Annotated in this window: 8 protein-coding genes and 1 tRNA gene; 1 reads left to right on the top strand and 8 read right to left on the bottom strand. The window is 40.2% G+C overall.

What is annotated here, in order from left to right; translation table 11 throughout:
• Positions 1–43: 43 nt before the first annotated feature.
• Together ACMAZF_RS07005 and hldE are read right to left on the bottom strand one after the other, a co-directional pair.
• Positions 44–7,369 carry an FG-GAP-like repeat-containing protein gene (locus ACMAZF_RS07005; protein ID WP_435276688.1) on the bottom strand — a complete coding sequence of 2,442 codons (7,326 nt, stop codon included), beginning with the start codon at positions 7,367–7,369 and terminating at the stop codon, positions 44–46.
• Positions 7,370–8,052: 683 nt separating this feature from the next.
• Positions 8,053–9,480 (bottom strand): bifunctional D-glycero-beta-D-manno-heptose-7-phosphate kinase/D-glycero-beta-D-manno-heptose 1-phosphate adenylyltransferase HldE, encoded by a 1,428-nt coding sequence (gene hldE, locus ACMAZF_RS07000; protein ID WP_435276687.1) that lies wholly within the window; start codon positions 9,478–9,480, stop codon positions 8,053–8,055.
• A 119-nt stretch (positions 9,481–9,599) separates the two neighbouring features.
• Here hldE and lpxL point away from each other — a divergent pair, with 119 nt between their 5' ends.
• On the top strand, positions 9,600–10,538 hold the full coding sequence (gene lpxL / locus ACMAZF_RS06995) for an LpxL/LpxP family Kdo(2)-lipid IV(A) lauroyl/palmitoleoyl acyltransferase (RefSeq protein WP_435276686.1): 939 nt from the start codon (positions 9,600–9,602) through the stop codon (positions 10,536–10,538).
• A gap of 712 nt (positions 10,539–11,250) precedes the next feature.
• Here the strand turns inward: lpxL and ACMAZF_RS06990 are convergent.
• The 6 genes from ACMAZF_RS06990 to pdxH form a co-directional block, all read right to left on the bottom strand.
• Positions 11,251–11,706, bottom strand: coding sequence for an NfeD family protein (locus ACMAZF_RS06990; RefSeq protein WP_435276685.1), 456 nt, complete (start codon positions 11,704–11,706; stop codon positions 11,251–11,253).
• Positions 11,707–11,720: 14 nt separating this feature from the next.
• On the bottom strand, positions 11,721–12,659 hold the full coding sequence (locus ACMAZF_RS06985; protein WP_435276684.1) for an SPFH domain-containing protein: 939 nt from the start codon (positions 12,657–12,659) through the stop codon (positions 11,721–11,723).
• Positions 12,660–12,844: 185 nt separating this feature from the next.
• Positions 12,845–13,948 carry a phosphoribosylaminoimidazolesuccinocarboxamide synthase gene (locus ACMAZF_RS06980; protein ID WP_435276683.1) on the bottom strand — a complete coding sequence of 368 codons (1,104 nt, stop codon included), beginning with the start codon at positions 13,946–13,948 and terminating at the stop codon, positions 12,845–12,847.
• Positions 13,949–14,281: 333 nt separating this feature from the next.
• On the bottom strand, positions 14,282–15,916 hold the full coding sequence (locus ACMAZF_RS06975; RefSeq protein WP_435275961.1) for an IS1634 family transposase: 1,635 nt from the start codon (positions 15,914–15,916) through the stop codon (positions 14,282–14,284).
• Positions 15,917–16,143: 227 nt separating this feature from the next.
• Positions 16,144–16,233, bottom strand: a tRNA-Ser gene (locus tag ACMAZF_RS06970).
• 153 nt (positions 16,234–16,386) lie between these two features.
• On the bottom strand, positions 16,387–17,043 hold the full coding sequence (pdxH, locus tag ACMAZF_RS06965) for a pyridoxamine 5'-phosphate oxidase (RefSeq protein ID WP_435276682.1): 657 nt from the start codon (positions 17,041–17,043) through the stop codon (positions 16,387–16,389).
• Positions 17,044–17,132 lie beyond the last annotated feature (89 nt).

The raw sequence follows: 17,132 nt of genomic DNA, 5'->3' as shown, positions 1-17,132 counted from the left end.
AATAAAGAAAGAATGCAAACCCAAATTACGTACTTTAATCTTATCATTGTCCTCCCCCTGAACACTGATACACTATAATTTCATCTGTTGCACATTGCAAATGGGCGCCATAAAAATCCATCACTCCCACCGCAGCTGATAACCTGTTCTTACCAAAGGTTCCATAACTTGAAAGTATCCACTTTTGTAGAAAAGTAACACCAGATGGTCCTAGTTTTATATGGGGTTTTGACGTGCTAGTTGCACTAACACTAATATTATTTAATTTTTTATCTACACACTCCTGCATCTGGGTACACATGGCTAAGTTTGCTCTTTGCTTACCTAAGAATTTTTCTGTCCGCTTACCTTCTACAGATTGAAAGACTATTTTCTCCTCATAATATATATATTCACCATTTGAATCTGTGGCGGGTACAGCATTCCAACCTGGTGTTTCTAACTTACCTGTATATTTATTACGATACCCAACCCGCGATTCAGCATTATATAAATGCGCTATTGCAGCAGTCATGGCACCATTACCGAACTTACCACCAGAAATAACAGAGGAGGTTCCGCCAATTGTTGCAGCTATGATGGTTCTACCAATTACAGCATCTGCACTGCGATCGCTATAATCAAATCCCACGTTACTTGTCGCAAACTTGGTAAAACCAGCAGAAAAGAAACCATGCCCAAAGTTACCACCTTGTAATTCAGAAATTACTCCTCCCGTTAAAGCATGTGCCGTAATATGACCAGCACCACCGTTTGCCCACACACCAGTTCCTTGAAATGAATCACCAATCTGAGAAAAGGCTGCACTAGCAGCATATGAAAGAGCCCCTGATTTAAAGGCTTGTCTCAAACTTCCTGTAGCAACAAAAGATTGATCAAAACTAAACCCTGCAGTTGCCCATGGCCCGCCATAGTAAGATACGACTATTTGAGCTATTGCATTTAATATCGGATTTTTAATAAGAAATTTATGCAATGCATAAAGGCCTGTAACTTTTAGAAACTTCTTATACAATTTCTTAAAAAAATACCCACTAGGATCTGTATAGGTATAAGGATTATTTAAAACATAACTGTACTTGTTGTAAGCTTGAACATTATCAGGCGTCTGAACTGCTATATCCGCCTGCAAGAACCTTCCTATCTTCGCATCATACGTACGGCCACCCATTTGAATAATATTCAAATGATTGACCATTTCATGCCCCGTATAACCGACAGGCATTACGCTTAATAAGCGGTTCAATCCACCAGTGAATGCCGTTTTCTGTTCGCCAAATGGCGTGTAATAATATTGTTGTAGCAGGTTTCCTTTATCATCGGTCATCGAGATAGTAGAACCTTGATAGTCGCCGTGTAAGTAATTAGTTTGTTCTATGCCTGTCGACTCATGTTGCACCACCATGATGCCACCAGCGAAATAGGTATGTTTGACTTTGTCACTACGCCCTGACTCAACAATACGTTCTTTTTGATAAGATTTGCCCGCATAATGCGTTTGTTTCGTCATCCATGCTAAAGTACCGAGATCATTCTTCTCTTGTAGATAATCTTCGCGATAAATCACTTCGCGCGATGGCCCAAAGTCGTACTTGGTATACACCTGCCCCTTGCTAATAGTATGGGCTTTGTCAAAGCTGGTGTATTCGTGAGTACGAATGCCATCGTTAGTGACATTACCATTGTCGTCATAAATGAACGAGTAATTCGTACTACCGCTAATTGATTTTAAACGATTTGCACGCGACGCGTCAGTATAGTGGTATGTACCTACATTAGATTTAGTTTTAAAGTTACCAAAGCCATCATACACATAATTAAAGTCACCATTTATTTCACTATTTGGTGAGGTATTGGCGGCGAGATCACGTTTGATTAAACGATCTATCGCATCATAGCTAAAGCTTTCATTAAATGTATAACCGCCACTCCAATGACTCTTATAAGTAGAGTCTCGACTCACGAGATTACCTGCCCGATCATATTCACGGTAGTTAAGATCGTGTATTTGAAAAGTGCCTTTAGCCGCAATACGGCTAATTCGCCCATTCTGATGATAAAAATCGCGGGTCGTTGTTACACCATTGCCGACAGTATCTTCGGTAACACGGCCAAATGCATTCATCTTCTTGATCTCACGTAATAGCTTACCGGTACGGCCATTGCGTTGATGTGTGAGATACCCTAATGAGTTGTACGATTGCTCAACAGAAAAACTGTGAACACCTTTTGGATAAACAGTTTCTTTCACGCGACCTAAACTGTCGTACTTCACCGATGAGGTAAATACTTCTCCCTTATTATTCGTCGTTGTTGTTGATGGGCGCCCATAACTATCATAGGTCATTTGTTGTACATATTGCGGCAATGCTGCCGAATTACACGCTTGAGGATTATTCCATTGTTTAACTGTGACTAGCTTTCCAACATTTTTATCTGTCGCTGAATTACCATAGGCCCAACACGTACTACCCTCTGGCTGCGTACGACGAATCATACGGCCCAAGGTATCAAAGAACATCGTTGTCTCGTCACCCTTAGCGGTGGTTTGAGAGTAGAGTTCACCAAATGCATTATATTTATAACTCCAACGTCCCTTATCTGGATCGTTCGTTACTTCTTTTTGTCCCCATTGATTAAACTCGTTGGTTAAGGTAAGCGTTTTACTACCAACTTTGGTAACGGCTTTAGTGAGATTACCATAATGGTCATAGGAATAATCTATCGTCTGCTTTGGCGTGGTTACACCATTGGTGACAAAACTTGGCGTTGTTTTTTTGACAAGTAGACCGTCGGCTGAATAATTCTCAGTAAAGGTAATGCCTTTCGTATTTGTTATCGTCTTGGTAAAACCATTACTATATTGCGTTGTATATAAATCACTATAACGCGGATCGGGCATCAGTGTTTTGTATACAGTGCCCAACGGATCATAAAACTGCTGAGTATAGTATGCTGTTTCACCAACATAATGAGATTGGCTTACTTTATGCGCTCGTCCTTGCTTATCGTACTCATGAAGTACTTGAACTAATGTACCGTCAAATCCTTGCGTTTGTGTTTTGATCTTTTGACCTAAACGATTGAAGTAAGTCGTTGCCGTTGGCGAGCCAGTCTTTGTCACTGTTGTGTAATAGAACCCATCGCCATCACAACCATTATTACAATAACTCATTGCACTAATGACTTCGTTACCATCAGCCGCGAGCGTTTGTACTTTTTCACCTTGCCAACCAAAATAAGACGTTGAGGCGATTTTGTTAGGCCCTGTTTGAGTGATACTCCAGATGCGACCAGTTACTTCGTCACCTGATAAACCGTTATATAAGAAGGTTTCTGTGTTTCCTAACCCATCGGTTTGCGATAAGACGTATCGCCCTTTAGTGCCATAATTCATAGAACTTGTTCGCTCTTGAACTTTAGCACCGTCAACTAAACCACTTTTGGTAATTTGCTTCTTATTTCCTCGGTCGTCGTAAACATAGGTTGTTACTAATCCGTTAACTGTTGACGTTTTTAACAAGCCTTCAGTATTGTAAGTAAAACTACTTTTACGAGATGTTCCAGCAGTGCCATGGCGCGTTTTGGAAGCGTCACGTACTTTTGTCACTTGAGTTGATGACAGTCTGCCGAATCGCAATGAATCTTGTGCACTCATCCCAGCTTCTTCATATTTATTATCAGTTACTGTTGTCGATTTATCTGATAACGAAGCCGTAAAGCTAAATGCACTTGGTTTACCCGTTGTCACTGTGGATAGTCTTAAATTATTCCAACTATCATAAGTACTTGCGTTAGTGGTGAGTTTTTGCAGATTAAATGTCGGCGTATTGCCTTCATCAAATGAGACGGTTCGCATTATTTCTTGTGATTTTTTGAGATAAGGATGGTACCCGCCGCGAATAGATTTAGATGTTGCAGCGTAACTATTGTGGCTTGCTTTGAGCACAGTCCCTTTGTAAGAAACTGTTGTCGCTTTTGGCATTCCCGTTAATGGGAACAATTGATGATACTGTGAGTCTGTAATAACGCCCGTTTGATGGTCTTTAGTCTGTAAGGTCTCAAACCCTAGATAACCACGGCCTTTTTTGTGCGCAAGTGCACCACCATATTTATAACTAACTTTAACTGTATTATCTTTTACTGTCCGTGTTATTGGAAATTCACGCCATGTCTTACTTTTAGAATCGAAGAAGTCCTCAACAGTGGTTGTGGTCGTTGCTGGTTCAAGATTTGATTCGGTTTCTACATTAGCGACAACGTAGATCCCAGCTTTTAGATTAATATAATCATTATCTAATTTATTTGATGATACATCAGATATCAACACACTAGAATTATATAAAGGTGCATATTCAACTGTTGTTTCTGGGCCAAATCCATTTTTAAATTTTTCAATAACGTTGTCTAAACGACCGGGTCTCATTGATCGAAATAGTTTCCAGCCTGAGGAGTTTGACGTTGCCGACAATACGTCTAACTTGCCGTCTCCCTCAATATCTACGAAATGGATAATGCTATTTTTTCCAAAATTTTGACTGCCCCGCGCGGTAAAGTTAACAATTTCTGGATTAGCGGCTGGCGAAGATAAGTAATATTTATAACTACCCGTAGTCAAGTACCTCGCAATATCTGTGCGGCCATCCTTATTGATATCCATAAAACGATGTCGAGCAAAGTCTTCACTGTTATTTGATGTTCCCATCACGGTTAGCGCTTTAGGGTTTGTAAAATTCTTACCCGTTGATAGTCGGTAATACCACGTGTCAAAATCTCGGTAAGCGACATCAGATAACCCATCACCGTTAAAGTCAGCGCTACGCAATTCGCCAGACGGCGATGAATTCAAGTTAAAATCAATATTAACTAATTTATTGCCATTAAGCGTATAGGCATTCCACGTATAACTGTATCTGACTGTTGGCGTATTGCAATCGGGTCCTCCGTTGAGTTGCCAAGAACTTGGCCCGAAAACTTCAGTGCCACCAGTTGCTAAACACTCATCATTTTCTTCTTCTGAAATAAACTTTGTTTTTATTTTCAGAAAAATATCTGTTTTACCATCGCCATTAACATCAACAATGCTTGCACTCTTAATACCTTTAGCTAAAGAGCCAATATCTGGTGTCATTCCATGAACAGTGCCATTTGTTTCACGGGTTAATGAAGTAGCAGCACCAAATCCATTTGCACTATTTTTGAAGTATTTTAATCCACCATCATTAAACAGTAAATCTTCTAAGCCGTCACCATCAAGATCTACAACCATGGCGGTTTCTAAAATAGAGGCCTTATGATGAACAGTTTTAGTTGTAAATGCTCGATTGACTAGGTGAGTTGGACAAGTTCTTTCAAAATCTTCGATTTCACCATCTAAATCTAATTTACAATGCCTTGTCGAATTAACTACTGAAGGTTTATTGAGCAACACATATATTATTCCGTTACTTGCATAGAGAATATCGCGTTGTCCATCACCATCATAATCAATGCTTTTAGGGTGTGCATCTTCAACACTTTTTACATAACTAGAAGAAATTTGCTGCGAAGCCCAAGATATAGCCCCTGTTGTTGTAGACTGCTGAACGTGCCAGCGATTTCCTTTAATGTAGGCTAAATCAGTTGCGCCATCGCCATTGAAGTCAAGCGGCATGGAATACTGAAAGTTTGAACTTTCAGAGGTAATTGTTGATGAATATTGAGAAATAGGTTTATAGTTCTCTGTTGTGGGCTCTAAGTAACACAACTCTTCTTCGTGCCGATCCCATTTATCAAACTCTTCGCAGACTTTAGTTGTTGATTGTTTTATCCAATCTGGACGTTCCCAATCAAATTTAACGGCTGGTAAACAATTAAGTGAATTCGATTTATTAAAACATTGTTGAATTGAATCTATATAAACTTTTTCTTCAATGATTTCCGATTCTTTATAATGAAAATTATATGTCGTAAATAACTCTTGTTCCTGTAGAACATCAATACCAATAATACGTTTTCGATTAGAAACCAGCGCCCCATTTTGATAGCCCATTTTAAACTTGGGAATTTTGACAACGTCATAATTAATTTCAATTTCATTGGTATTATTAACAACATTCGAACCAGTTTGATAACCGCCATATTTTATTGTTGTTAAATAATGTTCACCAGTCGCATGGATTTTTTCATATTCATACGTAATCGCATTATTTTTAACGTCTTCGATTGCCACCAAAGACCAATATTTTGCCACACTTCCTAACGATTGATTTGACGGTTCAACAAATGCAGACGCTGAATTTAAATGGAGTCCTGAATTACCGTAATAATGAGTTTCGTTAGCTTTAGTTTCAACAGTGAAGTATTTAGGACCAGATATTATGCCTTTACCATAAGCCGTAATTTTAGAAAAATTATCTATCTCTGTATGGTATGTTGAATTGGGGAGTCCGTAACCAGAAGGGCTGTCTGCATTTAGAATTAATCTTTGGCCGCCTAAACAAAAAACATCCGAGCTATCAAATTTAACGCTATCAATGACACCATCTATTGCCATGTTCTTAGGACATCGAGTAATTGCCGAAGCGCCATTAAAGCTCCAACCAACGCCCATAAGCCCCTCGCCACCTTGACTAGAATAACTTATTGATACTTGAGGTTTAACTCCTGCAACGCCTTGCGGCAAACTTAAAGGGATAGTGTATGTTGCCGCACCACCTTCATTAACACTAAACTGCGCTTTAGTCAGACCAACTTGAGTGGGTTCTACTGGGCTAGTTGTAACATCAACAGTATCATCAGGGCCTGTAACATGCGGTGACTCTCCTGTATTAGTATAGCCACCTAGAGAGTTCCCCAAATATACTTGATTGTTGATTCGAATGTCAGCATATCCGTCACCATTGCGATCAACCAATGAAACTTCATCACCCGCTTCAATGTTAACGCCGTAATCTTTGGTCACATCCGTTACAGTAATTGTGCCGGAAATATTTTTTACAACAATGTCGTTTAAATTGTCTGCTGTTAGTAATAGATCGGTTTGCCCATCTCCATCAAAGTCACTCAATGAAATACTGTAATCACTGGTATTAAGAGACAAGCTATCCCACTGAGCTCGAGTTAACTGTACGACTTGCCAACGTCCATTAACTTGAATTAATTTCAATAAACCATTAAGCGGAGTCGCATACAGCGGAATAGTAACTTCAGTCGCTATCAACACAAAAACATCTGGACGCTCTAAGTAAATGTTTCCTTCAGCGTCTTCAAACACGGAGTATTTACTTGCAGCATCATTCGCTACAGCTACATAGCTAAGTGTCGAGAAAAGAACAATTAATAACGTTCTAAATAATGTTTTTATGTGTCTACACCCTAATTGACTCATTAAGAATTAATATGAAACTACGAAGTAGTTAAATCAAGCGCCTGATAGATACTGAGGAAGGGAATGAAAAATAATAAAGCTAGGAGAAACCTACCTATTAAAATCCATTTTAAAGCACAATTCATGCTGAATATATGCTTAATAAAAAATCCACTATTATCTAAGTGCAACGTGATTATAGATAATATTACATGCACTGCAATAAATCTTTTATATTTAACAACCTTTTTTAGTGATTGAAATCGTAATTGCTGATTTAAGAAAGATATAACTTTCAACGATATTAAATGCAATCAACTTTTTTAAACGTCACTTTAACTAGAAAAATTAACTTGTTGTTCAAGCATAATCATTTAATTGTGTAACGAGTAAATTAACTGACAATGGCAATAGAATTGTGAGTCTTCTTCCTGAGAAATAGTTAAAGAATTCTTACCATTAAATTTGCTTGTTGTGAGAGAAAGGAATCGGATATTACAATTAACCAAATGAGATTTTCACAAAAGTCAGAACGACTACGCGATTTTAATTTAGATAAGAAAATTAACTCTTGGAAACATTTTAAATATAAGGTTATTTACGCTCTACTTCCTAAAAATGTCCCAACAACGCTTAACAATCAAGCGTCACTGGGCAAGGAAACAACTCAGGGGATTCAGTAAAATTAATTGATATAGCGCGAACTAGTTACCGCGAATCGCATCAATAATTTTGGTGGTTGAGCAGCCATCTTCAAAATTAAGTACTTTCACTTCACCGCCATTGGCGATAACTTCTTCGCCACCAGCAATTTCATGCACTTGATAATCACCGCCTTTAACCAATAAGTCAGGCAGAATGTCGCTAATAAGTTCACGCGGCGTATCTTCGCCAAAGTTCACCACCCAATCAACAGCCCCAAGGCCGGCGAGAACGGCCATTCGTCGATCAACTGGATTAACAGGACGCGCTTCACCTTTAAGACGTTTCACCGAATCATCGTCATTTACGGCAACAATCAAGCGATCACCCAATTCACCAGCGTGTCCTAGATATGACACATGCCCTGCATGCAAGATATCAAAACAACCATTGGTTAATACTACTTTTTCACCACGAGCTTGGGCGGCGCGAACGGCGATTTTTAATTGCTCTGGTGAAATAACGCCAAAACCTGCTTCAGGGTGAGATTTTGCTAGTTCATTAGCTAACTCGATAGTACTCACGGTTGATGTACCTAGCTTGCCAACAACGACACCAGCGCCAATGTTTGCCAGAGCACACGCAGACTCTAAGTCACTGCCAGCAGCAAACGCGGTTGCCAATACTGAAATTACTGTATCGCCAGCGCCCGTCACGTCATAAACTTCACGCGCCATTGCAGGAAAATGCAATTCTTGTTGGTCGCGGCGCAATAATGTCATGCCGTGCTCTGAGCGTGTTACTAACAGAGCACTTAAATCTAATTCAGTCATTAACTGCTGGCCTTTAGCAACGATTTCTTCTTCATCACGGCAATGACCAACTGCTTGTTCAAATTCACTCATGTTCGGCGTCAGTAACGTTGCTCCACGATACTTTGAAAAATCGCTCCCTTTAGGATCGATAAATACAGGCTTATTTTGAGCGCGGCACAATGAAATCATTTCACTGACATCATTTAACGTACCCTTAGCATAATCAGATAAAATAACCACAGCAGCAGATTCAACACCAGCGCGTAACTTATCTAACAAGGGGGCTGTTGGTAACTGAGCCGCATTCTCTTCAAAATCTAAGCGAATTAATTGCTGATTACGGCTAATTACACGTAATTTAGTAATGGTTGGAATTTGCGATTGCTGATAGAAGTCGGTATTAATTGATAGGCCTTCTAACTTGTCAGTTAGGATACGTCCAGCTTCATCATCGCCAGTAATTCCTATGATGTCACATTGACTACCCAAGGCGGCAATATTTAAGGCAACGTTTGCTGCGCCGCCCGGTCGGTCTTCGATTTGCTCTACCTTCACAACAGGAACTGGCGCTTCAGGAGAAATACGTCCCGTAGGGCCATGCCAGTATCTATCTAACATTAAATCGCCTAGCACTAATACTTTTGCCTGTTGAAAATTTGGTAAACCGATGGTCATTATTTTTATCCTTACGTTGTATAGCCGCGATTGTAACATGCAAATATCGACTTTGTTGAGACATAAGCCCATCAATTCAGATACAATATGCGTCCGTTTTTATATTTAAGGACAATGTTTTGAGTGACAATGTACATAGTCAATCGCAATTCAAGCTAAGTTTTTTACATCCTCGCTATTGGTTATTATGGTTTGGCGTCAGTTTATTATGGCTCACCGTAACGCTATTACCTTATCGAGTGCTTGTTAAACTTGGCGGTGGTATTGGTTTATTACTGATGCGTCTATTGAAAAAGCGTGAAAAGACCGCTGTTCGAAACTTAGAACTTTGTTTCCCTGAAATGAGTGAGCAAGAGCGCGCTGACATTCTACGCGGCCACGCAAAATCTGTTGGTATTGCATTAATGGAAACAGGCATGGCGTGGTGGTGGCCAACATGGCGTATTCAAAAGCTTGTGACCTTTTCAGGCCTTGAGCATTTAGAGCAAGCTAAAAAAGACGGTAAAGGCGTATTACTCTTTGCATTACATAGTTTTTGTTTAGAGATAGGTGGGCGTTTATTTGGAAGCCAAGCGCAGCTTACCGGTGTTTACCGCCCTCACAACAATGCCGTGATGGAGCATCTTCAAGTCTGTGGTCGTAACCGCTCAGCCCGTTTAATCACTAAACGTAATATTCGTGCGATGATTTCAGCGTTGGCTGATGGCGAAGCGGTTTGGTACACATCAGATCAAGACTTTGGCCGCAGCAAAGCTGTATTCGTTCCGTTTTTCGCAGTTCCTGATGCAGCAACCGTTGTTGGAGCGAGTATCTTAACTAAAGGGGCACCCTCTGTCGTTCTTCCGTATGTTATTACTCGTAATGATGACGGTAGTGGTTATCATATTGAGCTAAGTGCGCCGCTTGAGAACTTCCCAAGTGGCAATGACGAGCAAGATGCTATTTATTCAAATTCGATTGTTGAAAAAGGCATTATGAAAGCGCCAGAGCAATATATGTGGTTGCATCGTCGTTTTAAAACACGACCGAATAAAGATGATCCGTCGCTTTACAAATAATACCAATTGCATTAAGTAAGTGATCTTGTTGTGCGTAGAGAAAATCAGCTAAAACAAGGCGCTCGATTGACTAATAGCTGGCTATTAGGATTGAGAGCAACGCCATTTTAGTTAATTTTAACAAGTACAAGTGGGCAAATATTTAATGCAATTGGTATTACACATTGAAATAGTAATGCTATACACGACTGAACATCGCCGCTCTTTGCCATCCATGGCAACACGGCATACTGTTCATCCTTGAACATCGCCGCTCTTTGCCATCCATGGCAACACGGCATACTGTTCATCCTTGAACATCGCCGTTCTCTGCCATCCATGGCAACACGGCATACTGTTCATCCTTGAACATCGCCGTTCTCTGCCATCCATGGCAACACGGCATACTGTTCATCCTTGAACATCGCCGTTCTCTGCCATCCATGGCAACACGGCATACTGTTCATCCTTGAACATCGCCGTTCTCTGCCATCCATGGCAACACGGCATACTGTTCATCCTTGAACATCGCCGTTCTCTGCCATCCATGGCAACACGGCATACTGTTCATCCTTGAACATCGCCGTTCTCTGCCATCCATGGCAACACGGCATACTGTTCATCCTTGAACATCGCCGTTCTCTGCCATCCATGGCAACACGGCATACTGTTCATCCTTGAACATAAAAAGGGCGCTAATAATAAATATTAGCGCCCTTTGTTTTATTGTTGATTAACTACATGGTTTGACTCGTAAATGACCGACACTGACATCAGTAATTTCGACTTCAAGTCCAAGCATGATTTTTTCATCACTACTCACAGACCACTCAATTCCACTGTAACGACATTTTATTGGATGTCCTGGACTCAAATCTTCCGGTAACAAAAAGTGATCACCTATCATGTCATTCGTTACTTGCGTTGGCGTTACATTATCTTGCATCATTTTCAGTGGCTTCCAACTCAGCGCTGCTGTGACAGCAGATAAAACACCAACCACCAACAATGCATCAACCAAATTATGATCAATAATACCTATACCCACCAAGATGCCGGTGATAACACTAGCAACTCCAATAAAAAACAAAATAAAGGTCGCAAAACCTAACATCAAAATTTCGATAGCCAGCAATAGCAGACCGACAATCACTAATGATTGTGCTAAATTATCCGTAATTATATCCATATAATGCCTCCTGTTTACTTGCCGGAGTTAAGCGACTGAATAATAGTTGTTGCCTGCGCCACCATTGACGCCGCATCAGTGCCGCTATCAGGCAATAGTACCACAGACGACTCTTTAGCGATATTCGCCTTGGCTTCTATAGCTTGAGTCGCTAAATCAAGTTCCACCGCTTTTTGACCATCACTGGTATTAGCCGCTGCACCAACTTCTGTAATTGCTTGTGCTCGAGCCTGAGCAACGGCTAAAATCGCGGCGGCTTCACCCTGTGCTTGCAATACTTGCTCTTCTTTTTCAGCTTGCGCCTTTAATACAACCGATTGTTTATGACCTTCGGCAACATTAATTGCCGATTGGCGGTCACCTTCAGATTCAAGAATTTGTGCACGTTTTACACGCTCTGCTTTCATCTGTGCTTCCATCGCTTCCATTACCGTATTTGGCGGCACGATATCTTTGATTTCGTAACGCAATACTTGAATTCCCCAAGGTGACGACGCATGATTAATTGATTCAACAATATGCGCGTTTAATTGGTCACGCTCTTCAAATGTTTTATCAAGTTCCATCTTACCTAATTCACTACGCATCGTTGTTTGAGCGAGCTGCGTTACCGCAAACACGTAATCATCAACCCCGTAAGTTGCTTTGTATGGATCTAACACGCGAAAATACAACACGCCATCAACATGCAATGAGATGTTGTCACGAGTGATTGCACTTTGACTTGGTACATCAACCGCTTGCTCTTTAAGCGAGCGATCTGCGCCAATGCGATCAATAAATGGGATGATGAAGTTCAACCCTGCTTCACGAGTCGATTTGAACTTACCAAAACGTTCAATCATGAACGCTCTATTTTGCGGTACAAAAATGATTGATGATTTTAAAATAATAACGATGAGTGCGAGTGCGAAAAACTGAACAGTAAATATGTACTCTAAAACAATATCCATAATAATTCCTTTTGGTTTACTTTTGAGTTACTAAACATAATAGATAGCAACTTATTTACAAACCATCCTAGCACAAACTTGAATTTTAATTGTAAGTTATTGTAATAATGTGCGAATCACCTAATAAAAAAGCCACATTTCAACAATGTGGCTTTCTTAAATTAATTGACTAACTCAATAAGTTGTTAGTCAATCAACTGATATTGCTCGGCTAACACCTTGATGATCTCGGCTTTCGGGTTATCACTAATCACAATCTTTTGACCAGTAATACGCTCAGCAATTGACGTGTAGGTGCTTGATACTTGGTTGAGAATATCCACTGGTAATGGATTATTGGCGGCAAGTGCATTGCGCTCATCCATTCTGTCTTTATTTAATAGAATATCAGGATCAGGGAAATGATTTAGCAAGGTCTGTCTAAATCCTTCTTTCGAGTTTTCAACGACCTTACCTTGGCTGTATAGCTCCCCATCCCAGATGCGTGAGGAATCAGGGGTGCCAACTTCATCCATATAGATAAGTTTCTCGTTACCCTGAGCATCAGTGACATAACCAAACTCAAATTTGGTATCAACAAACACTTGGTCGATGTTGTTAAGCTGTCCTGATATCAAATCGAAACCTTCTTGCAGCAAACGCTCGTATTGAGCAATGTCTTGCTCGCTGCTAAACCCAAAGGCTTGGAAATTATCGACAATATTCTTGCGCGTAATGTTTACATCATCAACCGCAGGAACGCCGTCGATACCCGTTAGAATACCTTTAGTTGATGGCGTCATTAACGTGGTATCCAAACGCTGATCTTTTGTGAGGCCTTCATTTAATGTAATGCCGCAAAACTCACGTTCGCCTTTTTCATACGCGCGCCACATCGACCCCGTAATATATTGACGACAAATGGCTTCAATCATCACCGGACGCGCTTTTTGAACAATCCAAACAAAGGGATGTGGAATGTCTAAAATATGGCTATCTGCTAAGCCGTTTTCTTTAAATAATTTAAACCAATGATTAGAAATGGCGTTAAGTGCAGCCCCTTTTCCAGGCACACCTTTTAAACCGCCCTCACCTTGCCAAATACAATCGAATGCTGAAATACGATCGCTAATTACCATAATAGCGAGTGGAGAATCGCTAGCGACGTTATAGCCTTTTTCTTTAATAAGTCGGGCGCTATCTTCTTCGGTTAGCCAATAAACACTGCGCACTTTGCCACTATGAACGGGTTTGTTAGTGCGAATAGGCAAGTCATTATTAACTGCCAATACTTTATCTGCAAGACTCATGGAGTGCTGTCCTGTTGGTGAAAATAATCAAAGGGAATTCCTAGTCATTCAACGATTAAATACACTAGAAAGTTTGAGGCGTGCATAATACCAGAAACCATTCGATTTGCCAGTTAATGTGAAGTAAATCACATAAGGGCCTGTTGGTCTTTTAAGTTTATTTTTGCAGCAATTTGTTTTTTTACACAAGGCAGAGCCTGTGTGGTGTAGCTGGCTCGATAATAACTACTGCATTATTCTAATGAGCTACATATATGGACCCACTCCGTTTGCAAGACTATCATTCCATTAGTTATAACGAACAAACGCATAAATCACACATTGATCAGACCCCTAGGTCACTTTTTTGATTTTGTATAAGTGCATGGCATGCCCACCAATAAGGTTTACTATCTTTTGCCTGAGTTCGGTCAGGCCATCTAAGTAGGTTTGATCGTAAATATAATCATCACCTTGTTGAAGTAAATTGATACCATCAAAACACTGAAACACCCAGCGCAATGTGGGGGCGGCCGTTTCTTGATTTATTTGGTTTGGAATTGTCGCTTCAACTTTTTTCATATTCGCTCGCATTCGTCGTTGTGCAATAGAATATACAAGTAATGACAATGTCATTACCATCAACAGAGCATCGATTCTGCTTGGCTTTTTTATAAATAACGAAGAGACAAAAAACAAGGGATCTTTTAAAAATCTAAAGCCTCTCTCAACTTCCGATTGCGCCTTGTAATGTTTTAATATTTCTTCAGGTGAAAGTTCTTCTTCATCAATATTTGTTGCTAGAATGAAGCAAGATTTTTGCTCAACAGCCTGCTTGATTGCGATCGTGTTTTCTTCAATTTCAGCGTTTACTTGCCACTCTATACGCTTAACTTCAGCATCCTTTTTCGGGCGGCCTTTACCTTCATAAACTTTATGCTCTATATATTGAGTGTCGCTTATTTGATGATATTTCAGTTTTTTTCCTATTTTATCCGCTGCTCGTTGCGCATCAGTTTTACAAGCAAAGCGTTGCGCTTGTAGATGAAACAGCTCTTTTTCTACCTTAACTTTTGCTCGTTCAACTTGCCGTGTGATCGTTTTAGCAGCTCGATGATTAGCGGCACTTGAGTAAATCACAATCCATCGCTGCTTGATCCCCATATGCTCGACTTTTTTGACAACATATTGATAGTTAGCATTTATTTTCACCCATTGTTCGTCAGCTATTGATTCTGCGATTAATTCTTTCTCTAGCGCTATCGTTGAAGGAATAAGCGTGAGAAATTTTACCAGAGATAAAAATTCGGCATTAGCCTTATGATAAAGCTTACAGTCGGCCACAAGATATTTAGGCGCTGCGCTTTTTTTGAATTCGCTAACAAGTGCTTTGCTCCTTGCCTTAAAAATAGCGGTATCAGCACTATTGCCATCCCAGTTTTTACAGGCGAGAGGAACGCCACCATCTTGACTGACAATGATTTCTTGTACCACTTGCTTTAAATCAGGGCGGTGAGCTTTACTGTAACCATGAGTGATTTTAATAACATTGTCATCACTGTCTTCATCGTCAAAAGCGTATTCTCCCGTTAAAGAATGGCTGGTTGTATCGAGTGAGTTAAATTTTTTGTCTACACTTTCTAGCTCGCAAGCTTGCTGAGACACCAGTGAAAATAGACTTTCGCAGCCAAAATCAAAACACTGGTCTAGTGTGCGGCCTAATTTGTGACGATTAAAGTGCTCGGCTTTTACACCTTCTCGAAATAAATGCTCAAGCGGTAAGTTAGTAAAAAATTGGGGACTGAGAGATAAAGGGCGGTTTGCAAAACCAAGTCCATTCATAATCATGCCTTTAACCGCTTCACCAGGTGTAATTTCTTGCTTTTCATCCTGAGGTAAATATTGATCCAATAAGGGGACTATTTGTAAGTCTTCAATTACACCTGCGACTATGCCGTGATGATCTAACCGTTTGATTTTTAAATTCATATATACCTCAAAGTTGAGGCGGTATTATATCAAATAGCCGAAAAATCAGTAACAAATTATCGGTTAAATTAAATCCAAATTTTTGATTTTGCTCTGATCAATGTCTGATAAATATTTGAACCTGGCTTATTTCGCGTTAGGTGGTATCCAACTTTTCTTAAAGACTTAGATTATTAATAGCAAAAAGCCCGTTAAATCTTTCGACTTAACGGGCTTTTCTAAATAGGTGGCGGAGAGATAGGGATTTGAACCCTAGAACGGGATAAACCGTTGCCGGTTTTCAAGACCGGTGCATTCGACCACTCTGCCATCTCTCCGCAGCTGGTGAAGCGCATATTAGTGACAATCGCCGCGCTTGTAAAGCCTAAATTTAAAATAAAATATCGACTGCACACCAAGTAACCAAAATAGCTATTTTTACATCAATTAGTATCATTATCTATTAAGACAACAGGTTAGCGTAAAAAAATTTACGGTGATAACAATTTGCGTTGCCAGTTATCCTGTGCGTCTTTGGTAAAGGTATATCTATCATGTAAACGATCTGCGCGGCCTTGCCATAACTCCATGGTATGAGGCGTTAATTTAAAGCCTCCCCAAAATGGTGGCAGTGGAATTTCTTTGCCAGCGTATTGTGCTTCGATTTCTTTGGCCTTAAGTGCAAGCGTTTCTCGGCAATCAATTTCTTGGCTTTGATAAGACGCCCAAGCACCTATTTGGCTTCCGCGCGGTCGCGAATGAAAATAAGCGAGTGATTCAGCTTCACTAACACGCTCAATAGCCCCTTCAATACGGACTTGGCGCTGTAAAATATTCCAATGGAATACCATAGCAGCATGCGGATTAGCGGTTAGCTCTTGCCCTTTTCGACTGCCGTAGTTGGTAAAAAATATAAATCCTGAATCATCAAATGATTTAAGCAGTACAACGCGTGCTGATGGTTTCCCTTCCGCACTGGCAGTTGCTAACGTCAGTGATTCTGGTAGCACAAAGCCTGTGTCTTTGGCTTGTTCAAACCATTGACTAAACATCTTGATAGGATCATCTAAGACATCAACATTGATATTAGAGCCTGTAACGCCTTGTCCAGCTGTTATCAAACAACGTAATTTAGTAAGAAATGACATAATTTCCTTAAAACCAATGGTGCTAAGCGCCATTGGTATTTCAATAATAAAGTGCAATGCGGCGGATTATATACCCATAATCAATGAAA

The organism is Psychrobium sp. nBUS_13 (assembly GCF_051201665.1).
Lineage (GTDB): Bacteria > Pseudomonadota > Gammaproteobacteria > Enterobacterales > Psychrobiaceae > Psychrobium.
The sequence above is the reverse complement of the archived record's forward strand: the minus strand, read 5'-3'. Positions and strand labels throughout refer to the sequence as shown.